The 26,092-nt window shown below is 69.0% G+C and carries 21 protein-coding genes and 1 pseudogene; 16 read left to right on the top strand and 6 right to left on the bottom strand.

Annotated elements, in window-relative coordinates; translation table 11 throughout:
- Positions 1-47 precede the first annotated feature (47 nt).
- Positions 48-1,292: a CaiB/BaiF CoA transferase family protein gene (locus QM782_RS24590; RefSeq protein ID WP_415205487.1), complete on the top strand. Its 1,245-nt coding sequence runs from the start codon at positions 48-50 to the stop codon at positions 1,290-1,292.
- Positions 1,293-1,294: 2 nt separating this feature from the next.
- A pseudogene (locus QM782_RS24595) lies at positions 1,295-1,477 on the top strand (CoA transferase); the annotation flags it as partial.
- 176 nt (positions 1,478-1,653) lie between these two features.
- Here QM782_RS24595 and QM782_RS24600 read toward each other — a convergent pair.
- Positions 1,654-2,568, bottom strand: coding sequence for a LysR family transcriptional regulator (locus tag QM782_RS24600; RefSeq protein WP_415205488.1), 915 nt, complete (start codon positions 2,566-2,568; stop codon positions 1,654-1,656).
- Between the two features lie 297 nt (positions 2,569-2,865).
- Complete coding sequence (locus tag QM782_RS24605; RefSeq protein ID WP_415205489.1) at positions 2,866-3,801, bottom strand: LysR family transcriptional regulator; 936 nt, start codon at positions 3,799-3,801, stop codon at positions 2,866-2,868.
- A gap of 154 nt (positions 3,802-3,955) precedes the next feature.
- Here QM782_RS24605 and QM782_RS24610 point away from each other — a divergent pair, with 154 nt between their 5' ends.
- From QM782_RS24610 to QM782_RS24655, 10 genes are all read left to right on the top strand, one after another.
- Positions 3,956-5,377 (top strand): MmgE/PrpD family protein, encoded by a 1,422-nt coding sequence (locus QM782_RS24610; RefSeq protein WP_415205490.1) that lies wholly within the window; start codon positions 3,956-3,958, stop codon positions 5,375-5,377.
- A 147-nt stretch (positions 5,378-5,524) separates the two neighbouring features.
- On the top strand, positions 5,525-6,598 hold the full coding sequence (locus QM782_RS24615; protein ID WP_415205491.1) for an ABC transporter substrate-binding protein: 1,074 nt from the start codon (positions 5,525-5,527) through the stop codon (positions 6,596-6,598).
- Between the two features lie 86 nt (positions 6,599-6,684).
- Entirely contained in the window at positions 6,685-8,295 is a 1,611-nt protein-coding gene (locus tag QM782_RS24620) for a GMC family oxidoreductase (RefSeq protein WP_415205492.1), read from the top strand.
- 56 nt (positions 8,296-8,351) lie between these two features.
- Positions 8,352-8,885 carry an aldehyde dehydrogenase family protein gene (locus tag QM782_RS24625; protein WP_415205493.1) on the top strand — a complete coding sequence of 178 codons (534 nt, stop codon included), beginning with the start codon at positions 8,352-8,354 and terminating at the stop codon, positions 8,883-8,885.
- Complete coding sequence (locus tag QM782_RS24630; protein ID WP_415205494.1) at positions 8,882-9,940, top strand: Bug family tripartite tricarboxylate transporter substrate binding protein; 1,059 nt, start codon at positions 8,882-8,884, stop codon at positions 9,938-9,940. Before QM782_RS24625 ends, QM782_RS24630 begins: the two co-directional genes overlap by 4 nt.
- 74 nt (positions 9,941-10,014) lie before the next feature.
- Complete coding sequence (locus tag QM782_RS24635; protein ID WP_415205495.1) at positions 10,015-11,493, top strand: aldehyde dehydrogenase; 1,479 nt, start codon at positions 10,015-10,017, stop codon at positions 11,491-11,493.
- Between the two features lie 129 nt (positions 11,494-11,622).
- Positions 11,623-12,381, top strand: coding sequence for an SDR family NAD(P)-dependent oxidoreductase (locus QM782_RS24640; RefSeq protein ID WP_415205496.1), 759 nt, complete (start codon positions 11,623-11,625; stop codon positions 12,379-12,381).
- A gap of 197 nt (positions 12,382-12,578) precedes the next feature.
- On the top strand, positions 12,579-13,919 hold the full coding sequence (locus tag QM782_RS24645; protein ID WP_415205497.1) for an MFS transporter: 1,341 nt from the start codon (positions 12,579-12,581) through the stop codon (positions 13,917-13,919).
- 700 nt (positions 13,920-14,619) lie between these two features.
- A complete protein-coding gene (locus QM782_RS24650) occupies positions 14,620-15,606 on the top strand; it encodes an NAD-dependent epimerase/dehydratase family protein (RefSeq protein ID WP_415205498.1) in 987 nt (328 codons plus the stop codon).
- Positions 15,607-15,654: 48 nt separating this feature from the next.
- Entirely contained in the window at positions 15,655-15,996 is a 342-nt protein-coding gene (locus QM782_RS24655; protein ID WP_415205499.1) for a hypothetical protein, read from the top strand.
- Positions 15,997-16,135: 139 nt separating this feature from the next.
- On the opposite strand, the gene QM782_RS24660 is transcribed toward QM782_RS24655, so the two are convergent.
- Positions 16,136-17,104 (bottom strand): Bug family tripartite tricarboxylate transporter substrate binding protein, encoded by a 969-nt coding sequence (locus QM782_RS24660; RefSeq protein ID WP_415205500.1) that lies wholly within the window; start codon positions 17,102-17,104, stop codon positions 16,136-16,138.
- Positions 17,105-17,418: 314 nt separating this feature from the next.
- Here QM782_RS24660 and QM782_RS24665 point away from each other — a divergent pair, with 314 nt between their 5' ends.
- Entirely contained in the window at positions 17,419-18,201 is a 783-nt protein-coding gene (locus tag QM782_RS24665; RefSeq protein ID WP_415205501.1) for an SDR family oxidoreductase, read from the top strand.
- Positions 18,202-18,244: 43 nt separating this feature from the next.
- On the opposite strand, the gene QM782_RS24670 is transcribed toward QM782_RS24665, so the two are convergent.
- A complete protein-coding gene (locus QM782_RS24670; protein ID WP_415205502.1) occupies positions 18,245-19,195 on the bottom strand; it encodes a LysR family transcriptional regulator in 951 nt (316 codons plus the stop codon).
- A 93-nt stretch (positions 19,196-19,288) separates the two neighbouring features.
- On the opposite strand from QM782_RS24670, the gene QM782_RS24675 reads away from it, so the two are divergent.
- The 3 genes from QM782_RS24675 to QM782_RS24685 are packed head-to-tail and all read left to right on the top strand — an operon-like array spanning position 19,289 to position 23,602.
- Positions 19,289-20,788 carry an aldehyde dehydrogenase family protein gene (locus QM782_RS24675; RefSeq protein WP_415205503.1) on the top strand — a complete coding sequence of 500 codons (1,500 nt, stop codon included), beginning with the start codon at positions 19,289-19,291 and terminating at the stop codon, positions 20,786-20,788.
- Between the two features lie 3 nt (positions 20,789-20,791).
- On the top strand, positions 20,792-22,420 hold the full coding sequence (locus QM782_RS24680; protein ID WP_415205504.1) for a GMC family oxidoreductase: 1,629 nt from the start codon (positions 20,792-20,794) through the stop codon (positions 22,418-22,420).
- A 39-nt stretch (positions 22,421-22,459) separates the two neighbouring features.
- A complete protein-coding gene (locus QM782_RS24685; RefSeq protein ID WP_415205505.1) occupies positions 22,460-23,602 on the top strand; it encodes an ABC transporter substrate-binding protein in 1,143 nt (380 codons plus the stop codon).
- A 17-nt stretch (positions 23,603-23,619) separates the two neighbouring features.
- On the opposite strand, the gene QM782_RS24690 is transcribed toward QM782_RS24685, so the two are convergent.
- The gene (locus tag QM782_RS24690; protein ID WP_415205506.1) at positions 23,620-25,119 is read right to left on the bottom strand and encodes a class I adenylate-forming enzyme family protein; all 1,500 of its coding nucleotides are present in this window, start codon (positions 25,117-25,119) and stop codon (positions 23,620-23,622) included.
- Positions 25,120-25,123: 4 nt separating this feature from the next.
- Positions 25,124-26,089: a Bug family tripartite tricarboxylate transporter substrate binding protein gene (locus QM782_RS24695; protein WP_415205507.1), complete on the bottom strand. Its 966-nt coding sequence runs from the start codon at positions 26,087-26,089 to the stop codon at positions 25,124-25,126.
- Positions 26,090-26,092: the final 3 nt, after the last annotated feature.

Genomic DNA, 26,092 nt, shown 5'->3' on the forward strand with positions numbered 1-26,092 from the left:
TACGGTATTGGCAGGCTGATCGCACAACACGGTTTCGGGAGACAAGCATGTCAGCAAGCAAGCCCCTGGAGGGCATACGCGTTCTCGACTTGACGGTGGCGCTGGCGGGCCCGTACGGCTCGCTACTGCTGGGCGGGCTGGGCGCGGAGGTGATCCGCGTGGAGTCGCCCAGCGGCGGGGACATCGCCCGCAACAACCCGCCCTACGTGGACGACGGGGGCATTCACTTCGGCATCCGCCAGCCCGAGGACGTCTCGCTGTCCATCCTCAACCGCGCGCGCAACAAGAAGAGCATCACGCTGGACCTGAAGTCGCCGCGGGGCAAGGCGCTGTTCATGCAGCTGGCCTGCGGATGCGACGTGCTGATCGAGAACGCCAGCGAGGGCGCGATGGCCCGGCTCGGGGTGGACTACGAGAGCGTGCGCCAGGCCAACCCGAAGATCATCTACGCCTCGGTCAAGGCCTTCGGCGAGCCCAGCCCCTATCCCAAGCTCAAGGGCATGGACATCATCGTGCAGGCGCTGTCGGGCATCATGGACGTGACCGGCTTCGCCGACGGCCCGCCCACGCGGCTGGGGCTGCCGCTGGCGGACCTGATCGCGCCGCTGTTCGCGGTCAACGGCATCCTGTCGGCGCTGATCCACCGCGGGCGCACCGGGGTGGGCCAGCGCGTGCAGGTCTCCATGCTCGACTGCCTGGCCTCGCTGGTGGCCGAGGAGCATTTCGACGTCTACCTGAAGGAGGGCTACCCGCGGCGCTCGGGCAACTTCCTGGAGCGGCTCACGCCGTTCGGCGTCTACAAGACGCGCGACGGCTACGTGGCCCTGGTGGCCTTCCAGCCCGACTGGTTCAAGAACCTCACGCAGGCCATGGGCCAGCCCGATCTGGCGCAGGACCCGCGCTTTGCCGCGCTGGGGCCGCGCACCAAGAACTCGGTGGAGATCAATGCCGCCATCCAGGCCTGGATGCACCGGCATACGAGCGCCGAAGTCATCCATGAGCTGCAGGAGCTGCGCGGCGTGCCCTGCGCCCAAGTGCGCACGCCCGAGCAGGTGCTGGCCGATGCGTACCTGCACCAGCGCGGCGCCGTGGTGCCGCTGGAGCACCCGGGGTTGGCGGCCAGCGGCACCGTGGCCATGGGCATGGGGCTGCCGATCCAGTTCTCCGAATCGCCCGTGCACTTCGACCAGCCGGCCCAGGCGCTGGGCGCGGCCAACGAGGAGGTCTACCGCGGCCTGCTCAAGCTGTCCGAGGCCGAGCTGGCGCAACTGCGCGAGCAGGGAGTGATCTGAGCATGGCCGCCGCGCACGAACCCGCATCCGCATCCGCACACGGGCCTGCGCCCGCTCGCCAGGGCCCGCTGGCCGGCGTCAAGGTGGTGGAGATCGCCGGCATCGGCCCAGGCCCGCTGGCCGCCATGTTCCTGGCCGACCTGGGCGCCACCGTCATCCGCGTGGATCGCAAGGAACCGACGGCAACGCGGCGTTCGACCAGGCCAGGCGCCTGATCGAGCAGGCCGGAATGAACCCGCAATGGTCTGGCTCGCCAGCATGCGGAGCATTCCCGCTGCCCCAGCGGCTTTTCCATTCGACTGGATGACACCCGTCATCGAACGGCCCACCCTGCATCAGGCACCGTGTGCAGATCGATGGCTCATGACTTCGGCGATTGGACGATCTCTGGCGCCTTGGCCCATGCGTGGTACGCGGCTTCCACCAGTTTGCGCAGCCAGATATTGCTGGCATCGCGCTGCGAACGCTCGTGCCAGATCATGCGCGCCGTGAACACTCCTGCATCGAAAGGAAGCGGCTGCAGCCTGACGGGGAACAGGGCCGCCAATTTCCGGCCCGCCGCCCTGGTCACGGTGCAGATCGCATCGGTCTCCGCCACGGCCTGGGCCGCGACGAAGTCACTGGAAACGGTGATGGCCGCATTGCGCTGAATGCCTGCGTGCCGCAAGCGCTCCGAGATGGGATCCATGCTGTCAGAGGCCCGCTGGACGATGATGTGGCGACCGTCGACATAGTCTTGCAGTCCCGGCGCGGTCGTAGCCCAGCGGCCCTGTGCGGACACCATGCAGACCACCTGGTGGTCTGCCAGCCTCTGCTGGCGCAGCGATGGGACGGCGCCCACGAGGCTGCCCACGGCCAGATCGGCCTCCCCCTGCTCCAGCATCACCAGCAATCGCGAGTGATGTGCGCGCACGCCGCGAATGCGGCACTGCGGCGCATGCCGCGCGAACTCGGCGGCCACTGGGGGCAGCACCGCGAACTCGGCGAACTCCGACATGCAGACGACGAACTCCATGCTCGCGCGCTTCGGATCGAAGTCCTCGGGTGGACGCGACAGCATTTCCCAGTCGCGCAGCAATCGCTGGACCACGGGCTGCAGTTCCAGCATGCGCGGTGTCGGCTGCAGCCCACTGCCGCCGCGCACGAACAGTTCGTCACCGAAGTGCTCGCGCAGCTTGCGCAGGTTCTGGCTGATGGCCGGCTGGCTGACGCCCAGTGCCAACGCGGCCTTGGATACGCTGCCGGTATCCAGAATCGCCTGGAGCGTGGCGATCAAGCTGCCATCGATACGGCCCAGCCGACTTGAATTTCCCGGCCTAAAGATGGACATGATCGCAAATCGTATCGCCTACAAGCATGGACTCTTTATCTCCCAATTCGGCAGTGCAACGGCCGCAGCATTCACCGGCCGTTTTCCGGCCAGGGCGCCGGCACGGCGATCGCCGCTGCCGCCCAAGTACCGGGATCAGGATGGCGATGGCGAATTCGCAGCCCCTGAGCCCGGATGCGTCCGGCGTCGATACCTGCGACGGCTGGGCCCGGCGCTTCGGGCGGCCGATGGCCAGCCAGCACGTCATGGTGCCGCAGGCCGGGATGCCGGCCTGCCCTGCACCCAGTCGCGGTAGGCCGCTTCCACCATGCTGCGCAGCCAGATGTGGCTGGCGTCGTGCTGCAGGCGTTCATGCCAGATCATGCGGACTGGGAACAGGCCGGCGTCGAACGGCAGCGGCTGCAGCCGGACCGGGAACAGCGCGGCCATCCGCTGGCCCACGGCCTGGGCGACGGTGCACAGCGCGTCGGTCTCTACCACGGTTCTCGCCGCGACGAAATCGCTGGAAACGATGATCACCGCGTTGCGCCGGATACCGTGCAGGCGCAGCCGCTCCGACACAGGATCGAAGCTGTCGGCGACGCGCTGCACGGCGACGTGCCGGCCATCCACGTAGTCCTGCAGCGATGGCGGCGCGCCGGCCCAGCGGCCCCGGGCCGACACCATGCAGACCATCCGGTGGCCGGCCAGCCGCTGCTGGCGCAGCGAAGGGGCCGCCCCTGCCAGGCTGCCGGCGGCCAGGTCGACCTCGCCCCGTTCCAGCATGGAGAGCAGCTGGGCATGGTGTACGCGCACGCCGTGGATGCGGCATCGGGGCGCGTGCCGCGCGAGTTCGGCGGCGACGCGGGGCAGCACCACGAACTCCGCGACTTCGGACATGCAGATGACGAACTCCTGCTCAGCGCCTTCGGGATCGAAGGCCCCTGGCGGTCGGGACAGCATCTTCAGGTCGCGCACCAGCTGTTCCACCATGGGCTGCAGCGCCAGCATCCGCGAGGTCGGCTGCAGTCCCTGGCCACTGCGCACGAAGAGATCGTCGCCGAAGTGCGCGCGCAGCTTGCGCAGGTTCTGGCTGATGGCCGGCTGGCTGACACCCAGCGCCAGCGCGGCCCTGGAGACGCTGCCGGTCTTCAGCACGGCCTGCAGCGTCGCCACCAGGTGCAGGTCGATGCGGCTCATCGGGTGGCGCTCTCGGAGGCGTACCTGGACATAAGTGGCACTTATTCCATTCATAAGCGTGGCCATGTTTCTTCGCACCGGCCTCGCGCATGTAATCACAGCAAATGAGCAACCCGGTGGCTGCGGATCACAGCCATCCAGCACGGAGACAAGGATGAGCACGATTATTGAGCAGCTGGCCGCGTTCAGCACCGGCACGCGCTTCGAGGATCTTCCCGCCGCGGTGGTGGACGAGGTCAAGCGTCTGGTGCTCGATTCCATCGGCTGCGCCTTCGCGGCGGTGGAGCACCCCAAGGGCCGCATCGGCATCGAGTACGGCCGCCTGGTCGCCGGCCAGGGCAACGCCGCCATCATGGGCACGCCGCACCGCGCTTCCGTGCTGGGCGCGGCCATCGCCAACGGCGAACTGATCAATGCCCTGGACATGGACGCCGTCGTGCCGCCAGGCCACGTGACGCCCTACGTGCTCCCCGGGGCGCTCGCCGTCGGAGAAACCTCGGACGCATCCGGCCGTGACCTCATCTGTGCGGTGGCCGTGGCGCACGAGATGTCGTGGCGCTTCGGCAAGGCCATGGACTACCTGCGCGACATGAAGAACGGCCAGCTCGACACCCCGAAGGTGTTCGGCTTCAGCAGCACCATCTTCGGCGCCACGGCGGCGATCGGCATGCTGCAGCGGCAATCCGCCGACGTGCTGGCGGACTCCCTGAGCATCGCGGGCTACATCTCCCCCGTGCAGTCGATGATGGCCTTCTTCCACCATTCGCCCAGCACGACCATCAAATACACCATGGCCAGCGCCCTGGTGCAGTCCGCCATGATGGCCGCGCACATGGGACTGCTGCGGCATCGCGGCGACGTGCAACTGCTGGACGACGCGGAGCATGGCTATGCGCGCTTCATCGGCACCCAGCGCTGGGCGCCGGAACGGATCACCACGGACCTCGGCAAGACCTGGGGCTTCGTCTCCGAACAGCTCTACAAGCTCTATCCCCACTGCCGCATCCTCCATGGTCCGCTGGACTGCCTGACCGAGATCGTGGAGAAGAACGACATCCGTCCGGAGGAGATCGAGAGCATCGACTTGCTGGTGGAAGGATTCGTGGAGAAGCCCACCTGGCTGACGCAGGACATCCAGCACGTGCACGATGGCCAGTTCAGCATCGCGCACGGCATGGCCATCGGCGCCCATCGCCTGCCGCTGGGCCGCGACTGGCAGGACCCCAGGCACGTGTTCAGTCCGTCGGTGCTCGGCCTGATGAAGAAGGTCCGGCACCGGGTGCACCCGGACTACGTCAAGGCGCTCTCGTCCCACGCATCGGCCCGCCCTTCGCGCGTCGAGGTGCGGGCGCGCGGCCAGACCTTCGTGGCCGAGCGGCTCTATCCCAGGGGCAGCCCGTCGCCGGACCCCGGCAACCTGCTCTCCACCGAGGAACTGATTGCCAAGTTCCACCGCAACGCCGAAGGCGTGGTGTCCCATTCCACGGCAGAGGCGATCGTCCATGCGGTCATGGACCTGGACCGGGAGTGCGATGTGGCGATGCTGATGGCCTTGACGACCCACATCCCCGCGTAGCGCGCCGCCTCGCTCCGGCATGCGGCACGGGGATCGCCGCAGCCGGGCATTTTTCGGACAAGAACAGGAGACACGCCGATGCAACGCCTTCAACAGGCCTGCCGAAGGCCAGCCCGCGTCATCGCATCCGCTGTGCTGGCCGCCGTCATGGCCACAGCCGCCCAGGCGCAGGACCTCCCCGTGGTATCGATCCAGTCCTCGACCGGCCCGGTGGCCTTCGCGGGCGTGGGCTACCAGAGGGGCATCCGCCTGGCGGTCGAGGAGGCCAACGCCAGGGGCGGCATCCATGGCCGCAAGATCAACCTGGTCGAGCGCGACAGCGGCAGCGACAAGGGCCAGGCGATCCACCTCGTCAGCCAGGCCATCGACCGCGACCGCGCGCTGCTGGTGCTGGGCCCTTCCACCACCACCGACGGCGTGGCCGTGGCCCCGGTGTTCAACGACAAGAAGACGCCCAGCCTGAGCTTCGCCACCTCCGATGCCGTCCTCAAGCCCGGCCCGTGGATGATGAAGTTCCAGCAGGCGCCCTCGGCCATCGCCCCGCTGTCGGCCCGGTACGCGCTGGAGAAGACCTCCATCCGCAAGGTGGCCTTCGTGTACGACCGCACGAACGAGGGGCTGATCGAGTACAAGAACTTCTTCCGCGATCCCTTCAAGGCCGGCGGCGGCACCGTCGTGGCCGAAGAGGCCGTCGTCGGCAGCGACGCCAACTTCCTGCCCCTGGCGACCAAGCTCAAGGCCCTGGACGTGGATGCGGTGTACATCTCCACCTACGGCGAGCAGGCGGCCAACATCATCGTGCAGCTGCGCCAGGCGGGCATGCCCGAGAAGGTGCGCTACATCGGCACCATCGCCATGGTGACGCAGAAGTTCCTGAGCATGGCGGGCGCGGGTGCCGAAGGCGCCATCGCCGTGTCGGACTACGTCGCCGGCATGGACCGCCCGATGAACAAGGCGTTCGAGGCCGGCTTCAAGGCGCGCTGGGGCGTGGAGCCGGACAACTGGGCCGCATCGGCCTACTCGCTCGCCCAGGTCGGGCTGGCCGCCCTCCAGGCCGCCGGCCCCGACCCCACGCGCGAGGCCGTGCGCGAGGGCTTCCACAAGTTGCGCGACGTGCCCATCGTCGTCGGCTCCGGGCTGTGGAACCACAAGGATCGCATCCCGGCCTACGGCGCCATCGTCCTCACCGTCAAGGACGGCAGGTTCGTCGCCGCGCCCTGAGTCCCGGCTGTGCTCTGCTGACATCTGCGCGCCCACCCTCCCGCGGGAACGCGCGCCGTCCGACGCTTTCGACAAGAGGGTCCGCCATGGCGAACATCGAAACCCATGACTACATCGTGGTCGGCGCCGGCTCGTCGGGGTGCGCCGTGGCCGGCCGCCTGTCCGAGGATCCGTCGATCCGCGTCCTGCTCGTCGAGGCGGGCCCGCCGGCGGACGACTTCTGGATCCGCACCCCCGCCGGGATGGCGCGGCTGTTCCTGCACCAGCGCTTCAACTGGAACTACTTCACCGAGCCGGTGCCCACGCTCAACGGTCGCAAGGTCTACTGGCCGCGCGGCAAGGTGCTGGGCGGCTCCAGCGCCATCAACGGCATGGTCTACATGCGCGGACACCCCAGGGACTACGACCATTGGGAAAGCCTGGGCAACACGGGCTGGGGCTGGAACAGCGTGCTCGACTACTTCAAGCGCTCGGAATCGAACGCACGAGGCGCCAGTGCCAACCACGGCGGCAGCGGCCCCTGGCGCGTCAGCGATCCCGTGCTGCGCCACCCCTCCAGCGAGGCCTTCATCGCGGCGGCGGTGCGCACCGGCATTCCGCCCAACGGCGACCTGAACGGCCCGCCGTACGAAGGCGTGGGCTACCAGCAGTTCAACATCCACGAAGGCCGCCGCCAGACCGCCTACGACGCCTTCATCCGCCCCGTGCGCGGCCGCCCCAACCTGACCGTGCTCACCGACACCCAGACGCTGAAGGTGTGCATCGAAGGACGCCAGGCCACCGGTATCGAGGTGCAGCACCGCGGCCAGCGCCGCACCATCGCCGCCGCGCGCGAGGTGGTTCTTTCCGGTGGCGTCATCAACTCCCCGCAACTGCTGATGCTGTCGGGCATCGGCCCGGCGGCGCACCTGCACGAGCACGGCATCGCGGTACGCGTGGATGCGCCCGAGGTGGGCCGCAACCTGCACGACCACTGGTTCGGCACCTTCACCCTGCGCACCACGCGCGGCGGCTCGTACAACCAGGACCTGAACGGACTGCGCAAGTACTGGCATGGACTGCGCTACCTGCTGACCGGCAGAGGCTACCTGGCGCTGGGGGCCTCGCCGCTGTCGGCCTACGTCAGGAGCAGCCCGGAGCTCGAACAACCCGACCTGCAGCTGGTCTCGCGCGCCATGACCTTCAACTTCAACCCCAAGGGCATCGTCACGGTCGATGCCTTCCCCGGCATCAGTGCCGCCGTGGTCCTGCTGCAACCGCGCTCGCGCGGTCACCTGCACCTGCGATCCGCCGATCCGCTGCAGCCCGTCGCCATCCATCCCCGTTATCTGGACGATCCCGAAGACGGGCGGCGCTTCCTCGTCGGCATGCGGCGCATGCGCCAGATCCTGGCCACCGAGCCGATGGCCGCCCGGGTGGCCGGCGAGCAGTCGCCGGGCGCGCACGTGACCAGCGACGAAGACTTGCTGGAACACATCAGGAACCAGGGCGCCACCGCCTGGCACCCCGTGGGCACCTGCCGGATGGGCGTGGACGCGGGCGCCGTGGTGGATCCGAGCCTGCGCGTGCGCGGCATCGATCGGCTGCGCGTGGCCGATGCCTCGGTCATGCCGCGCATCACCTCCGGCAACACCAGCGCACCGGCCGTGATGATCGGCGAGAAGGCCGCCGACATGATCCGCGCGACTCCTCGCTGAACCGCGCCCCGCCCTCCCCCGACGCCTTCTTTCCCCCATTCAACGGGACCCTTCCCATGACCGAAACCTTGATGGATGTCCACGCCAGGCTGCGCCCTCGCCCCGGCCGACTGCTGGTCGACGGCCGTTGGCTGGATGGAGGCGGCGCGCGCTTCGAGCAGATCCACCCGGTCAACAACCGGGCAATGACCACGGTCGAGGAAGCGGGCGAGCATGGCGTCAACCTCGCCGTCGCCGCAGCCCGCAAGGCCTTCGACGAAGGCCCCTGGCCACGCATGCCCGCGCAGGACCGCAAGCGCATCCTGCAGCCCATCGTCGAGCGCATCTACGCCGCCGAGGAGGAAGCCGTCCGCATCGCCAACGACAGCGAGTACGGGCTGACCGGCACCGTCTACACCACCGACATCACGCGCGCATTCCGCGCCGCGCACGCCATCCGCAGCGGCTCGGTGGGCATCAACGGCTACTCGGGCACGCCCAATGCGCCCATGGGCGGCGTCAAGCGCTCGGGCATCGGCCGCGAGGGCGGCTGGCCCGCCATCGAGGCCTTCACCGAGCTCAAGACCATCAGCATCAACCTGGATGCATGACGCCGAACCGTGACGAAGCACACCACCCCGAAGAGGAGACGGACGAAATGAAGCAGATGCACCGTGCACGAAGGACCCTGCTGGGTGCGCTCGGAGCGCTGGCGATGGCCGTGCCGGGCGGTCCGGCGCAGGCGCAGGCGCAGGCGCAGGCGCAGGCGGCGTACCCCGACCGCGCCCGCCCCATCCGCATCATCACGCCGTCGGGCGCAGGCAGCATCGTCGATCTGCTGGCGCGTGCTCAGGCCAAGGCCATGGCCGACGTGGCGGGGCTGAACGTGGTGGTCGACAACAGGCCCGGCGCGGAACTGGTGCTGGGCATCCAGACATTCATGAACTCGCCGGCCGACGGCTACACCATGCTGGTGACCAGCAGCTCCAGCCACGCGATCAACCCCGTGCTGATGCCCAAGCTGCCCTACGACCCGCTGACGGACTTCGCTGCGCTGACAGGCATTGCCAAGGGCAGCCTGATCATGAACCTGGGGCCCAGTACCCCCTTCAGATCCGCCGGGGAACTCGTTGCCGCAGCCAAAGCCAGTCCCGGCAAGTACACGTGCGGCAGCGCCTCCACGACGACCCGGCTGGCCTGCGAGCTGTTCGAGACCACCGCGCGTGTCAAGACCCTGAACGTGCCGTACAAGACGGTCGCAGCCGCCATGACGGCCCTGGCCGCCGGCGAGACCGACCTGTTTTTCATCGACCTCGGCTCGTCGCGCGCGCAATGGCAGTCTGGCCGCGTGCGCGGCGTGGCCACCACCAGCCCGACGCGCCCGAGCATGCTGCCCGAGATACCCACGATGCAGGAGCAAGGTGTCGGGGACTACGAGGTGACAGCCTGGTTCGCTGCCTACTTCCCCCGGAACACTCCGCCCAAGATCGTGCACGCGATGCAGAAGATCCTCGCCGAGGCGCACAGAACCGCGGCCTTCTCCGAGATGCTGGACGCCAACGCGCTGGAGCCCCTGCCACTGGCCGGCGACGCGCTCATCGAGATGAACCGCAAGGAGATCGACAAATGGAAGCGGGTGGTGCAACAGCAGAGCCCCGCCCGATAGCCGCCGTCGGCATGACGGCGCCTGGTCGCGGCATGACCGCCGCAATGGAATTTGAATCACAAGGAGACTGAACCATGGCGAACACGAAACCGGCTTTGAACATCCCCCACGCCGAATCCCTCTTCATCGGCGGCCAGTGGGTGGCGCCCTCCACCGGCGAGAGCTTCGCCGTGCTCAACTGCGCCACCGAGGAAGTCGTCGCGCACGTGGCCAAGGCCGGCGAGGCCGACGTGGCCGCCGCCGTGCAGGCCGCCCGCCAGGCCTTCGACCACGGCCCCTGGCCGCGCATGACGCCGGCCGAGCGCGCCGTCTACATGGACCGGATCGCCGAGCGCGTGGAGGCGCTCAACGATGATTTCGCCCGCATCTGGAGCGTGGAGTCCGGCGTGCTCTACAAGATCGCCCAGCCGCGCGTGGGCCAGTACCTGAGCGGGGCGTTCCGCCGCTACTCGGCGATGGCGCAGACCTATCCGTTCGTCGAGCCGGTCACCTCCGTCACCGGCCACCGCGGCTACCGGGTGCAGGAGCCGGTGGGCGTGGCGGTGGCCATCGTGCCGTGGAACGGGCCGGCCGGCCTGATCGCCTACAAGGTGGCGCCGGCGCTGCTGGCCGGCTGCACGGTGATCATCAAGAACTCGCCCGAGGCGCCCTGCTCGGGCTATCTGTTCGCGCAGATCTGCCAGGAGGTGGGGCTGCCGCCGGGCGTGGTCAACATGCTGACGGCCGACCGCGACGTGTCCGAGGCGCTGGTGCGCAATCCGGGCGTGGACAAGATCACCTTCACCGGCTCGACCGCCGCGGGCCGGCGCATCGGCGCGGTGGCGGCCGAGCGCGTGGCGCGCTGCACGCTGGAGCTGGGCGGCAAGTCGCCGGCCGTGGTGCTGGACGACTACGACGTCGAGACGGCCGCCAAGGCGCTGGGCGCGCCGTACTTCAGCTACCTGACCGGGCAGGTGTGCGCCAGCCTGACGCGCATCATCGTGCCGCGCGCCAAGCACGATGCGATGGTGGAGGCGCTGGTGGCGGCCGCGCGCGGCATGGTGCTGGGCGATCCGCTGGACGGCGCCACCACCATGGGGCCGCTGGCCACGGCGCGCCAGCGCGAGACCGTGGAGCAACTGCTGGCCAAGAGCCTGGCCGACGGCGCGCAGCTGGCCACCGGCGGGGCCAGGCCCCAACAGCCGGGGCGCGGCTTTTTCTTCGAGCCCACGGTGCTGGCGCATGTCGACAACCGCTCCTTCGCGGCCCGCAACGAGTTCTTCGGCCCGGTGCTCTCGGTCATCGCCGCCGACAGCGAGCAGCACGCCATCGACATGGCCAACGACACCATCTACGGCCTGAACGCGGCCGTGTTCACGCACGATGCCGAGCGCGCCATGCAGGTGGCGCGCCAGCTGCGCTCGGGCACCGTGGGCCACAACGCCTCGCGCTACGACTTCTCCATCGGCTTCGGCGGATTCAAGCAGTCCGGCATAGGCCGCGAGGGTGGCGAGGGCGGGCTGGAGGCCTTCCTGGAGTCCAAGGCCGTCGTGCTCGACCAATTGGCTGCCTGACCAGCCGCGCGCCGGCAACCTGTGAATTCCGATGCCTGAATCCTGCCCCCCGCTGTCGCGGGAATGACGGAGAGAAATGCGGCTGAAGCCGCGAATACCTTGAAAGGATGGTTCTGAATGGTTAATCCTATGCTCGACGGCAAGATCATCATGATCACAGGCGCCGGTGGAGGAATCGGCGCGGCCACCGCCTCGTTGGCTGCCGCGGAAGGCGCCAGCGTGGTGCTCACCGATGTCAACAAGGAGGCGGTCGAGGCAACAGCAGCGGCCGTGCGGGCTGCCGGCGGCTCGGTGCTGGCGGTGGCCGCGGATCTGACCAAGGGTGACGAGGTCAACGCCGTCGTCAAAGCCGCGGTCGCCGCATATGGCCGCCTCGACGGCGCCTTCAACAACGCAGGCGTGTCCGGGGGACAGATCGGACAACAAGGTCGCCGCGTCGGAGAGTGGGATGAAGCCGCTTTCGACCTGGCGGTCGCGGTCAACCTCAAGGGCGTATGGCTGTGCATGCGAGCTCAGCTGGCGCAGATGGAACAGCAGGGCGGCGGGTCCATCGTGAACACGGCTTCGCTCGCGGGGCTCACCGGGTTCAAGTCCACAGCGGGCTACGCGGCGTCCAAGCATGGCGTAGTCGGCTTGACCAAGACCGCAGCGATCGAATACGCGTCATCGGGCATACGGGCGAACGTGCTTTGCCCGGGGTACACCGACACCAACCTCATGAAGGAAGCTCAGCGCCAGCTCGGCGACGCATTGCTGGCCCGGATTCCGGCACGTCGACTCGCCTCGCCCGACGACATCGCGCAGATGGCCTGCTGGCTGCTGTCCGACCGCTCGTCGTATGCCACTGGCAGCGAGTTCGTGGTCGACGGCGGCTACATGGCGGGCTGAGATGGATCCCATCCGCACCCCATCGACATATTCGAGCACTTCACTCAAACATACTTTCGGGTGCTTTCTTGGACGCTTCCCACCTCGCAGCATCATGCATGGCGTGATGCGATGCCTTCCCCATCGATGCGGCGTCATCGAAATGGGCCTCCCGCACCTGAGTTGCCATTTCTTCCATGAGAAGGGATAACCCGTCCATGAAATCTCAAATCAAAAAGAAGGGGACACCCGGGTTCATCCTGGGTCTTTGCTTCCTCACGATGCTCGGCGACGGTTTCGACCTGACGATCTACGGTGCCACGCTACCGTCACTCATGCACCAGTTCGGCACGAACAGGCAGGCACTCGCCAACATCCATAGTGCGACGCTTGCCGCCATGATGGTGGGCTTCATCATCTCCGGGCCGGTCGCGGACAGGATCGGCCGCCGGATTCCCATCATCAGCGGTCTTCTCATGTTTTCGCTGCTCAACGGTGCCTGTGCCTTGGCCACCTCCCTGAGCATGTTCGGGGCGCTGCGGATCGCTTCGGGAATCTTTCTCGGATCGGTGATGCCGTCCGTGATCTCGCTCGTGGCAGAGTTCGCGCCACGGGAGCGCCGTCAGTCATACAACGGAATCGCCCTGCTCGGCTACCCCTTCGGCAGCATTGTCGTGACCATCATCGCGCTGAGTGTTCTCCCCAAGGCCAGTGAGCTGGCGGTCGCGGCCGCGGCTGGCGTGCCGCTGGGAAACTGGCGCGTGGTCTATGGCTTTGCGGCGCTGTTCCTCCTCATTGTCCCCATCATGATCTTCAGGCTGCCGGAATCACCCGGATTCCTGATGGCCAAAGGGCGTGAAGAAGAGGCGCTCAGAATCGTTCACGAGTGGGGAGTGAACCCCGATGACGTGTACGCGGAGAAGAAGCTCTCGGACGACGCTGGAGCCGGCGGCTACAAGATGGTCCTCTCGCGCAAGTACATCGTCGCGACCATCATCTTCACACTCGTCGTTTTCTGCCAGCAGGTGCTGACCTACGGGCCGAACACCTGGCTGCCTGCGATGACCGCGGAAATGGGATTCGTCGGCATGCAGGGTACCTGGGCCCTCCTATGCATGTCATTCGGCGCCGTCGTCGGCACCTACCTGGGGTCGCGCATCGCGGATCAAGGTAGCGGGACTCGCACCATCATTCCGTACTTCCTCCTCGCATCGATGTCGTTGATCGTGTTGGCGTTCGGGCGGGAACTCGGGGCTGCCGCGATCTTCATCGCCGCTTTCTTCGCCGGATTCAGCATCACCGGCTCGACCGCTTTGATGTATGGAATCATCGCCTCGCACTACCCGGTATCGAGCCGTGGGTCCGCAATCGGATTCTGCGTGGGTGTGGCCCGCTTTGGCGGCCTTCTCGGCCCGCAGATTGGCGCGCTGTTCCTCGCTGCCAAGGCAGGACTGCTGGCATTCATGACGCTCGCTCTTGCCGGCGCGATCCTGGTCACGATCCTGCGGATCCACGAAGGTCACCGCCCACCGGCGCTCGGGCCGCGGCAGGGAGCCTGACCATGCGGCGAGTTGACGATCAGCTCGTTCATTGCCTGCCGCCGCGCTCAACCAGGGCCGACGGATCCGGCAGATGGCCGTGCCGCCGCCCCCGCGTCCCTGCGTACGCCGGTCCGGATCGCCCCGACCGGTGCACGGGCACCAGCAATCGTCATTTTTCCATCGACATGACTTTCTCTCTCGGACACGGTGTAGCGGTTGCCATGGCCGTCGATGGAGCGCAGGACGCCAATTGGCCGAACCGCGCCTTTCAGCACGTGGCACGGGCGACTGCCCCGGTCCCGTGTCAGGAGCAGCGCGGGTGCCCTCCTTCCGTGCCCTGCGCATCGACAAGGAGACCACGACGGACACGCCGGCCCGCAGGCCGGCGCGTACCGATCACCGCTGCATCGCAAGGCATCGGCGAGGGGCTGGCGCAAGCCTGTGCCCGCGCAGGCCGCCACCTGGCACTGGTGGCGCGCTCGGGCGACAAGCTGGAGGCCCCGGCCGCCGGCCTGCGCGCCGCGGAAGTCACGCCCGCAGGCACCGTGGTGCCGGTCGGCTACCGGCGCCACGGAGCGAGATCTGCGAGGCCTGGCGCGGGTACGTACCGCGACCGCACCTCGTCGGCGACGCGCCGTCCGCGCGCGACATCCAGCCCGCGATCCGCGAGGACCACCTCGCGGCGCGATCCATTGCCTGACCACTGAAAGGAGACACCATGCCCCAGCTATCCAACGGAAAGTACGTCGTCGTCGGCGGCGCGAGCCTGCTGGGCTCGCACATCGGCGAGCAACTGCTGGCAGCCGGCGCACGCGAAGTCGTGCTGGCCGACAACCTCTCGCTCGGCACACCCGACACCATCGCGGCCCTGCTGGCCGACAGCCGCTGCGCCTTCGTCCGCGCCGACATGACGCGCCTGCATGAACTGCTAGGGGTGTTCGAGGGTGCGGACGGCATCTTCTCGGTGGCCGGATTCCTGGGCGCCCCCATGGCGGCCGACCCCTGGGCCGGCGTGGACGTGAACGTGCGCGGCGTGCAGAACGTGCTGGAGGCGGCACGGCACAAGGGCGTGAAGAAGGTGGTGTTCAGCTCCTCGGTCGGCGTCTATGGCGCGGCGGGCGACGAGCCTAACACCGAAGCCTCGCCGCTGCGCTGGGAAGGCATGGCGCCGGCCGTCATCCTGTACTGCGCCTCCAAGATCATGGGCGAGGGCCTGGGCCGCATGTACCACCAGAAGTACGGACTCGACTTCCTGGCGCTGCGCTATTCGGCGCTGTACGGCGAGCGCCTGCACCGCCGCGCGCTCGACGCCACGCGCATGATCGAAGCCTGGGAACGCGTGCGCGCGGGCCAGCGCCCGCGCATCGAAGGCACGGGCGAGCAGGTACAGGACTACGTCTACATCGGCGACGTGGCGCGCGCCAACCTGCTCGCCATGGAATCCGCCGCCAGCGGCCAGAGCATGAACATCTGCGCCGGCGTGGACGTGTCGCTCAGGCGCCTGGTGGAGACCATCATCCGCGCCTGCGGCTCCGACCTGGAGCCCGAGTACTTCGACGACCCCGCCAAGCTGCGCCTGCCGCGCGTGCCGCGCCAGGACTTCAGCCGCCAGCGCGCCAAGGAACTGATCGGCTGGGAACCGCAGGTTTCCATCGAGGAAGGCATCCGCCGCCTGGTGGCCTGGCTGGACGCCGAGGCCAAGTAAGCCCCCTTCCCTTTTCCTCAACCACCGCAACCCGCAAGGAGATACACCATGAAGTTCACCTATGTCGTGCTCACCAACCCCACCTCGCCCGAAGACGAAGCCGAGTTCAACCGCTGGTACACCGAGCAGCACCTGCAGGACGTGCTGCGCGTGCCCGGCGTGGTGAGTGCCCAGCGCTACAAGCGCACCGACCAGCAGCGCGGCTCCGGCCCGCAGCCGTGGAACTACCTGGCCTTGTACGAATGCGATGCAGCGAGCCCGGACGTGGTCACCAACGGCATCCAGGAGCGCTACAACACGCCCGACATGGTCATCAGCCCGACGCTGGCCGCGGCGCGCTATGCCTGCTACTTCGAACCGATGACGGAGCCTGTTCGCAAGAAGGCGTGAGGCCGGTGCGCAGGGCGAGATCCCGTCGCCGCAGACGAGGTCCGCCCTGCACCTTGCATCGCAATGCGGTCGGCAGCGTGCATGGCCAATGCAGCGCGCCTGGCCGGCCTGGCAAGCGCCGGGCCAGCGCTCCGCGGTATCAGCCTCCGGGCTTCAGCCCGGCCAGCTCCACCAGTTGCTTCCACTTGTCGAACTCCTTGGGCGCGGAAACCTTCAGCTCCGCCGGGCCCTGGATCACCACGTCCAGCCCCTGGGCCTTGCACAGCTCGCGGAACTCGGGCTGGCCCGCGGCAGCCGTCAGCGCGGCGCCGATGGTGTCCACGATGGCTGCCGGCGTGCCCGCGCGGACCAGGGCCAGGATGGAGGTGACGAACTCGTAGCCCTTCAGGCCGGACTCGTCCAGCGTCGGCACCTGCGGCAGCGAGGGCGAGCGCTTCAGGCTGCTGATGGCCAGCATGCGGATCTTGCCGGCCTGCAGCAGCGGCAGTGTCGCGCCCGTGCCGTTGAAGCCCAGCTGGGCCTGGCCGGAAGCCACCTCCAGCGCCGCCTGCGAAGCCGACTTGTAGGGGACGTGCTGCATGAGGATGCCCGCCTGGTGGGCCATCATCACCGCAGCCAGGTGCGAGGAGGTGCCGGCACCCGGCGAGGCGTAGCTCAGGCTGTCCGGCGCCTTCTTCGCGGCATCGACCACGTCCTTCACCGTCTTGAACGGCGAATCGGCCGGCACGAACAGCACGATGGGCGCCTGCGCGAACGAGGCCACGGGCGTGAAGTCGGCCTTGGCGTCGAAGCTCAGCTTGTCGTAGAGCACCGGCAGGCCGAAGTGCGCGCCGGTGGAAAACAGGATGTTGGTGCCGTCCGGCGGGGCCTTGGCCACATAGTCGGTGCCCAGCGCGCCGCCCGCGCCGGCCTTGTTCTCCACAAACACCGGCACGCCCCAGCGCTTGGCCAGCTGGCCGGCCATGAAGCGGGCCGTGATGTCGGTGCCGGTGCCTGCCGCGTTGCTGACGACGGCGCGCACGGGCTGCGAGGGATAGGTGCTGGCCTGCGCCCACAGGGGCAGGATGCCGGCGGCAGCGGCCAGCGTGAAATGGCGACGGTGGATCATGGGCAGGTCTCCTGGACGTTCGGACGCATGGTCCGCATGCGCCCCCGCGCAGGCAATGGGCCGCAGCCAGGCGTTCCGTACTTCAGAACGTCGCGGCGGCCCCAGGGCCCGGGCGCCGGCCCCACTCGCTGCAGCGGGAAGCGTGCCAGCGGATGGTACGAATGCGGCACGGGCTCGACGGCGACCCAGCGCAGCGTCGCCAGCTTTCCGCAGCCCCGCATTGACACCCGCGCCAAAGCCCGGAACGATGCTGGCCCGGCACGTTGGCGCATGAAGCCGCGCCGGTGCAACGCAGAGTGCGAGGGAGAAACATGATGGACATGAAGCTTGCCGGTCGGCGCGTACTGGTCACCGGCGCATCGCAAGGCATCGGCGAAGGGCTGGCGAAAGCCTTTGCGCGCGAGGGCTGCCACCTGGCGCTGGTGGCGCGCTCGGGCGACAAGCTGGAGGCCCTGGCCGCCGGCCTGCGCGCCGCGCATGGCGTGCAGGTGGACGTGCTGGCGCTGGACATGACGCAGCCCGGCGCGATCGAGCGGATCGTCGCCTTCGCGAACGACGTCGACGTGCTGGTGAACAACGCCGGTGCGATCCCGGGCGGCAACCTGTGGGACGTCGACGCGCAGGCCTGGCGGCGCGGCTGGGAGCTGAAGGTCTTCGGCTACATCGACCTCACGCGCGCCATGTATCTGCGCATGAAGGAACGGGGCGGCGGCGTGATCCTCAACAACATCGGCAACGGCGGCCAGAACCCCGACTTCAACTACATCGCCGGCTCCACCGGCAACGCCGCGCTGATGGCCTTCACCTGCGCGCTGGGCGGCCGCAGCCTGGAGGACGGCATCCGCGTGGTCGGCGTCAACCCCGGCCCGGTGGCCACCGAGCGCATCGCCAAGGTGATGCGCAACCACGCCGCCCGCCTGCTGGGCGACGAGGCGCGCGCGGGCGAGCTGCTGGCGGCCTACCCGCTGGGCCGCACCGCCACCGTGGAGGAAGTGGCCGACTTGTTCGTCTACCTGGCCTCGCCGCGCTCGAGCTATACCAGCGGCACCATCGTCACGGTGGACGGCGGCATCACCTCCAGGCGATCGGTGGCATGAGCCGGCAGCTCCGGCGCCCCTGCCCGATGCAGGCGGCCTATGCCTAGGCCTGCGCCTCCTGCACCCAACCCTTGTACGCCTTCTCCACCAGCTTGCGCAGCCAGATGTGGCTGGCGTCGCTCTGGAAACGCTCGTGCCAGATCATGCGGGCCGTGAACACCCCGGCGTCGAAGGGCAGCGGGTGCAGGCGCAGCGGGAACAGCTTGGTCAACGGCTGACCGCTGGACAGCGGCAGGGTGCATAGCGCATCGGTCTGCGCCACCGTCCTGGCCGCCACGAAGTCGCTGGAGACGGAGACCACTGTGTTGCGCCGGATGCCCTTGAGGGTCAGGCGCTCCGAGATGATGTCCACGTTGTCCGCCGTGCGGTGCACGGCCACGTGCCGGCCCTCGGTGTAGTCCTGCAGGGTGGGCGCCCGGCGTGCCCACTGCCCCTGGGCCGAGACCACGCAGACCAGCCGGTGCTCGGCCAGCCGCTGCTGGCGCAGCGAGGGCGCCGCTCCCGCGACGGCGCCGATGACCAGGTCCACGTCGCCCTGCTCCAGCAGGGCCTGCAACTGCGAGTGCTGCACGCGCATGCCGCGGATGCGGCACTGGGGAGCGTGCCGCGCGAACTCGGCGGCCAGCTGCGGCAGCATCATGAACTCCACGAACTCGGACAGGCAGACGATGAACTCCACGTCGGCCGTGCGCGGGTCGAACCCCTGCGGCGGGCGTGACAGCATCTCCGCCTCGCGCAGCAGGCGGGCCACCATCGGCTGCAGCGCCAGCGCGCGCGGCGTGGGCAGCAGCACCTTGCCGCTGCGCACGAACAGCTCGTCGCCGAAGTGTTCGCGCAGCTTGCTCAGGCTCTGGCTGATGGCGGGCTGGCTGACCCCCAGCGCCACCGCAGCCCTGGACAGGTTGCCCTCTTCGAGGATGGCCTGGAGCGTGGGCAGCAGGTTCAGGTCGATGCGCCCCGTCCCGCCCTTGCGTTCGAATCTATGCCTTTGCATAAGCGTTCCTTATCGTGCCAATAAGCACATCGGTCTTCATCGCTGGCGGCGTAGGGAATGTAATGGCCGCCCAACAGTTCAAGGAGACGAGCCATGACCGATACGGTAGCGAGCGTGCTGCATGCACTGGGGCCGCGCCCCGGACGCCTGTTCATTGGCGGCCGGTGGCTGGACTGGAGCGGCCCGCGCTTCGACCAGATCCACCCCAGCAACAACCAGGTCCTGACGAGCTTCCCCGAAGCCGGCGAGCGCGGCGTCCGTGAAGCCGTGGCGGCGGCGCGCCAGGCCTTCGACGAAGGCCCCTGGCCGCGCATGCGCGCCCAGGACCGCAAGCGCCTGCTGCAACCCATCGTCGAGCGCATCCACGCCGAAGAGGAAGCCATCGCCAAGCTCCAGACGCTGGACAACGGCATCCCCTACACCTTCAGCCGCAACACGCGCGTGTCCGCCAAGGCGGCGGCGGACATCTTCGACCATTTCCTGGGCTGGATCGACAAGCTCAATGGCGAGACCTTCCCGCAGTACTCCGGCGCGTCGAACATGCAGTACATGACCTTCCGCGACCCGGTGGGCGTGGTCGCCGCCATCCTGCCCTACAACGGCCCGGTGATGACGTTCGCGATGAAGGTCGCGCCCGCGCTGGCCTGCGGCTGCACGGTGGTCGTCAAGCCGTCGGAGCTGACCAACCTGGCCGTGCGCAGGCTCGCGGAAATCGTCGCCGAGAGCGACCTGCCGCCCGGCGTGTTCAACTTCGTCACCGGTGGCGCCGAGACGGGCGCGGCCCTGACGTCCCATCCGGACGTGGACAAGATCACGTTCACGGGCAGCCCCGTGGCGGGCGAGCGGATCATGGTGGCCAGCGCGCCGACGATGAAGCGGCTGTCGCTGGAGCTGGGCGGCAAGAGCGCGGCCCTGGTCTTCCCCGACACGCGCAGCGTGCAGGCCACGGCCCACGCGCTGATGGGGCTGTGCTCCACCTTCCTGTCGGGCCAGGTCTGCTCCACGCCCACGCGCGCGCTGGTGCACCGCTCCATCATGGACGAGTTCCTGCACCACGCGCAGGAGCAGCTGCACAAGGTGCGCTTCGGCGATCCGTTCGACCCCGCCACCACCTCCGCGCCCATGGTGTCGCGCCGCCAGCAGGCGCGCGTGCTGGGCTACGTGGAGAGCGGCAAGCAGCAAGGCGCCACGCTGCTGGCCGGCGGCACGGCACCCGGGGGCGAGTTCGCCAGCGGCAACTGGGTGGAGCCGGCCCTCTTCGCCAACGTGCGCAACGACATGACCATCGCGCAGGAAGAGATCTTCGGCCCCGTGCTGTCGGTGATTCCCTTCGAGACCGAGGAAGAGGCCATCCGCATCGCCAACGACAGCGACTACGGCCTCGCGGGCTGCGTCTACACCACCGACGTGACCCGCGCCTTCCGCGTCGCGCGCGCCATCCGCAGTGGCTCCATCGGCGTCAACGGCTTCGCCAGCACGCCCAACGCGCCCTTCGGCGGCGTCAAGCGCTCGGGCGTGGGCCGCGAGGGCGGCTGGGCCACGGTCGAGGCGTTCACCGAACTCAAGACCATCAACTTCAACCTGGATGCCTGAACCATGCGCGACACCTTCGACTACGTGATCGTCGGCGCGGGCAGCGCGGGCAGCGCGCTGGCCGGCCGTCTGGCCGAGGCGGGCCACACGGTCTGCGTGCTGGAGGCGGGGCCGCCCGACTCCAACCCCTTCATCCGGATTCCGGCCGGCTACATCAAGAACCTGTTCAACGACCGCCTGGTCTGGCGCTTCCGCAGCGGCCCGATCCCGGGCACCGACGGGCGCACCATCGAGCTGACCCAGGGCCGCGTGGTGGGCGGCTCCGGCTCGATCAACGGCATGGTCCACAACCGGGGCCAGAGCGCCGACTTCGACGGCTGGGCCGCCCTCGGCAACCCCGGCTGGAGCTACGAGGAGGTGCTGCCCTATTTCAAGAAGGCGGAAACCCGCATCGGCCCCGCCGACGAGCGCTACCGCGGCAGGAGCGGCCCGATGATCGTGACCGATCCCATCACACCCGGCCCGCTGTGCGACCTGTTCGTCGAGGCGGTCAAGAGCCTGGGCTATCCCCACGTCGCCGACTCCAACGCCGAGGTGCAGGACGGCGTCGGCCCCTGGCAGTTCATCATCGACACGCGCGGCCTGCTGCCGCAGCGCCGCAGCGCCGCGCGCGCCTACCTGCATCCCGCGCTCAAGATGGGCCGCGTCGACCTGCGCACCGACAGCCCGGCCACGCGCGTGCTGCTCGAAGGCCGCCGCGCCGTGGGCGTGCGCTACCGCGCCGGCGGCCCCGACGCGCCCGAGCGCGAGGTGCGCGCCGGGCGCGAGGTCATCGTCTGCGGGGGCGCGCTCAACACCCCGCGCCTGCTGCAGATCTCGGGCATCGGCGATGCGGAGCACCTGCAATCCATCGGCGTGCAGGCCCTGGCCCACCTGCCCGGCGTGGGCGCCAACCTGGTCGATCACTTCAACCTGCGCGTCGCCGTGAAGGTCAAGGACGTGCCCACCATCAACGAGCGCGGGCGCGGCCTGCCGCTGGCCTGGGAAATCGCCAAGTACTTCGTCGGCCGGCCCAGCATCCTCGCCATGGGGCCGGTGCCGATGCGCTTCTTCTTCCGCTCCGAAGCCAGCCTGCCCCGGCCCGACCTGCAAGTCTCGTTCACGCCCGGCAGCTACCAGGAGGGCCTGCCCGGCCTGCTCGACCACTACCCGGGCATGACGCTGGGCGGCCACAAACAGCGCCCCGACAGCCGCGGCTGGGTACGGGCGCGCTCGGCGAACATCGACGAACTGCCCGAGGTGCAGCCCAACTACCTGAGCGACGAGTCCGACCAGCGCGCCATGGTGGCCGTGGTGAAGATGGCGCGCGCCGTGCTGCAGTCGCGCCCCTTCGCGCCCTACTACGTCGATGAGGTCTTCCCCGGCAACGACGTGCGCAGCGACGACGAGATCCTGGCCTTCTCGCGCCAGCGCGGCGGCACCGTCTACCACCACAACGGCACGGCGCGCATGGGGCCGGACAGCGACCCGATGGCCGTGGTCGATGCGCGGCTGCGCGTGCGCGGCCTGACCGGGCTGCGCGTGGCCGACGCCTCCGTCATGCCTTCGCCCATCTCGGGCGCCACCAACGCGGCCGCCATCATGATCGGCGAGAAGGCCGCCGACATGGTGCTACAGGACGCGCGGCGCTGAGCCGCCTCGCTTTCCTTTCCAACCAACCAGGAGACAACCATGACACGACGCGCCCCCCATTCCCGGCGCAAGCTCGCGGCAGGCGCCCTGCTGGCCTGGGCCACGGCGATCGCCCCCGCCGCCCAGGCCGCCGACCTGCCCATCGTCTCGATCCAGGCCATGACCGGCCCCGTCGCATTCGCCGGCACCATCTTCCAGCAAGCGATCCGCATGGCCGTCGACGAGGCCAACGCCAAGGGCGGCATCCACGGCAACAGGATCGCCCTGATCGAGCGCGACAATGGCAGCGACAAGGGCCAGGCCATCAACCTCGCCAACCAGGCCATCAACCGCGACCGCGCGCTGCTGGTGCTCGGCCCCACCACCACGGCCGATTCCCTGGCCGTGGCGCCGCTGTTCAACGACAAGCGCGTGCCCTTCCTGGGCCTCGGCGGCTCGGACAACATCCTCAAGGCCGGCCCCTGGTCGCTGAAGTTCCGCCAGGGCACCGATGTCGATGGCCCCATCCTCGCCAAGTACGTGCTCGAAAAGACGCCCGCGCGCAAGGTGGCCCTGGTGTTCGACCGCTCCAACGACGCCCTGATCGAGTTCAAGAACATCTTCCGCGACGCCTTCAAGGCAGGCGGCGGCACGGTGGTGGCCGAAGAAGCCGTGGTCAGCAGCGACTCCAACTTCCTGCCGCTCGTCACCAAGCTCAAGGCCATGGACATCGACGCGGTGTACCTGACCAGCTACGCCGAGCAGTCCGGCAACATCGTCAAGCAACTGCGCCAGGCGGGCCTGCCCGAGAAGGTGCGCATCCTCGGCTCGCTGGCCATCGCCTCGCCCAAGTTCATCGGCGTCGCCGGCCCGGCGGCCGAGGGCGTCATCGCCGTGTCGGAGTACGTGCCCGGCATGGACCGGCCCTTGAACAAGACGTTCGACGCGGCCTACCGGGCCCGCTACAAGATCGAGCCGGACAGCTACGCCGCCATGGGCTACTCGCTCGCCAAGGTGATGCTGGCCACGCTGGAGGAGGCCGGCCCCGACCCCACGCACGAGAAAGTGCGCGACGCCTACATGCGGCTCAAAAACGTGCCCGTCCCGGTGGCCAGCGGGACCTGGACCCATGCCGACCGCCACCCCCACTATGGCGCGCTGGTGCTCACGGTGAAGAACGGGCAGTTCACCGTCGCCCCCTGAACTCGGCTACGGGACGGCTACAGCCGCTCCAGCAACTGCCGCCGCATGAGCTTGCCATTGGCGCTCATCGGCAGCTCGTCGATGGGGATGACGCGCGCGGGCCGCTTGTAGGGCGCGAGCTGATCGCGCAGGTACCGGCGCAGCACCGCCTCGTCGGGCGGGTCGGTGGTGCGGTCCAGCACGACGAAGGCGACCACCGCCTCGTTGCCGTCGGCTTCCTTCTGGCCGACGACGGCCGAGCGCAGGATGCCCGGGAAGCGGTTGAGCGCCTGCTCCACCTCGCCCGGATAGACGTTGAAGCCCGAGCGGATGATCATCTCCTTGATCCGGCCCACGACGAACAGCGCACCGTCGGCGTGCAGTTCGCCGAGATCGCCGCTGGCGTACCAGCCGCCTTCGCGCATCACCTCGGCCGTGGCCGCTGGGTCGCGGAAGTAGCCGGGCATCAGGCCCACGCCGCGCAGCCAGATCTCGCCACGCTCGCCGGTGGGCTTCTCGCAGCCCGTGGCCGGATCGACGATGCGCAGCTCCGCGCCAGGGAAGGCGTAGCCCGAGCTGGTGTCCTCCCGCCGCTCGCCCAGGCGCGTCGCGTGCAGCGAGCCCGCGTACTCCGACAGGCCGTAGCCGTGGTGCAGCGCCTGGCCGAACAGCGCCTCGACCTTCTGCTTCAGTGCCATGTCCAGCGGACCGGCCCCCGCGTACAGGTAGCGCAGGCAAGGCGCGACGGGCTGGTCGATGCCCCGCTCGGCACAGTACTGCAGCAGGCGCGCGAACAGCGCGGGTGGACCCTGCACCTGGCTCACGCCCCGCTGCGCGAGCGCCTCGAACAGCTCGGCCGGGTCGAACTGCGGGCGCATCTCCAGCGACGCGCCCGCGTACAGCGAGGCCAGCAGCACCGTGCCCAGGCCGAAGATGTGCGTCATGGGCGCATAGGCATAGACCTTGTCGCCCGGCCCGAGCGCGCGCGATTCGGCCGACACGCGCGCGAAGTGCAGCACGCCGCGGTGGGTCATCATCACGCCCTTGGCCGCGCCCGTGGTGCCGGAGGTGAAGATGATGGCCGCCACGTCGCTCGCCAGCGGTTCGGGCTCCACCACCGCGTCGGCGCGCACGGCGCTGCGCACCAGCCCATCGACGCGCGAGGGCTGCGCACCCAGGCGCGCGGCATGCGCGGCCGCGGCGGACGACACGCCGGCCGTGAAGTACAGCACCCGTGCATCGGCCTTGGCCGCGAAGGCATCGACCTCGCCCGGCGCCATGCGCGCATTGACGCCGCAGGACCACGCGCCCACCCGGCTGCAGGCGACCAGCAGCGCCGCGTGCTCTGGGCAGTTCTCGGCCACGACCAGCACGCGGTCGCCACGGCGCACGCCGCTTTCGCGCAACTCCTGCGCCAGCGCATCGGCCATGGCGCCCAGGTCGGCATAGCTCAGGGCACGGTCCGGCAGGTGGATGAAGGGCCGCCCGGGCGCCTCGGCCAGCCAGCGGTCCAGCAGCTCGTGAATGCGTTCAGCCATCGCTTCAATCCACCTGGATGCCCTGGGTCACGGTCGCCCAGGTGGCACGCTCCTTGGCCGCGCGCTCGGCCAGCACGGCCGGCTGGCCGCTCCACGGCTCGTAGCCCAGCTCCTTCAGGCGGGCCTGCACCCCGGGCTGCGCCAGCACGGCGCCGAATGCCTTGTTGAACCGCTCCACCTGCGCGGCAGGCACGGCCTTGGGCGCGTAGACGCCGTACCAGCCGCCGATGTCCAGCCCCTTCAGTCCTGCCTCGGCAAAGGTGGGCACATCGGGCAGCGAGGGATTGCGCTGCGGCGCCATGAGGGCGATGGGTCGCACCTTGCCCGACTGGATGTGGGGCATCGCCGTGCTCACGATGTCCATCATCATGCTGATCTGCCCGCCCATCAGGTCGGCCACGGCGGGCGCGTTGCCCTTGTAGGGAATGTGGTTCAGCTCGATGCCCGCGCGCTTGGCGAACAGCAGCACGCCCAGGTGATTGGACGAACCCACGCCCGAGGAGCCATAGCTCAGGCTGCCCGGATGGGCCTTGGCATGGGCGACCAGCTCCTGGACGTTCCGGTAGGGCTGGCCCGGATGGGCGACGAGCACGTTGTAGTAGCTCAGGACGGGCGCCACGGCCACCAGGTCCCTGGCCGGATCGAACTGCATCGTGCGCATCACGTTCGGGCTGATGGTGACGGTGGGGCTGGCAGCCAGCCACAGCGTGGTGCCGTCGGGCCGGGCGCGCGCCACTTCGCCGCCGGCCAGCGTGCCGCCCGCCCCGCCCTTGTTGTCCACCACCACCGTGGCGCCCAGTTCCTTGGCCAGCAGCGGGGACAGGATGCGCGCCGTCTGGTCCACCGGGCCACCGGCCGCGTAGCCGACGACGAGCCGGATGGTTTCGTTCTGCGCCTGGGCGCCCGTGCCGACGCCCAGGGCAGCGAGGGCCGTGGCGGCCAGAAGGTTGCGGCGGATGGCGGAGTGCATGGG

It is taken from the genome of Pseudorhodoferax sp. (assembly GCF_047601025.1).
Taxonomy (GTDB): domain Bacteria; phylum Pseudomonadota; class Gammaproteobacteria; order Burkholderiales; family Burkholderiaceae_C; genus Pseudorhodoferax.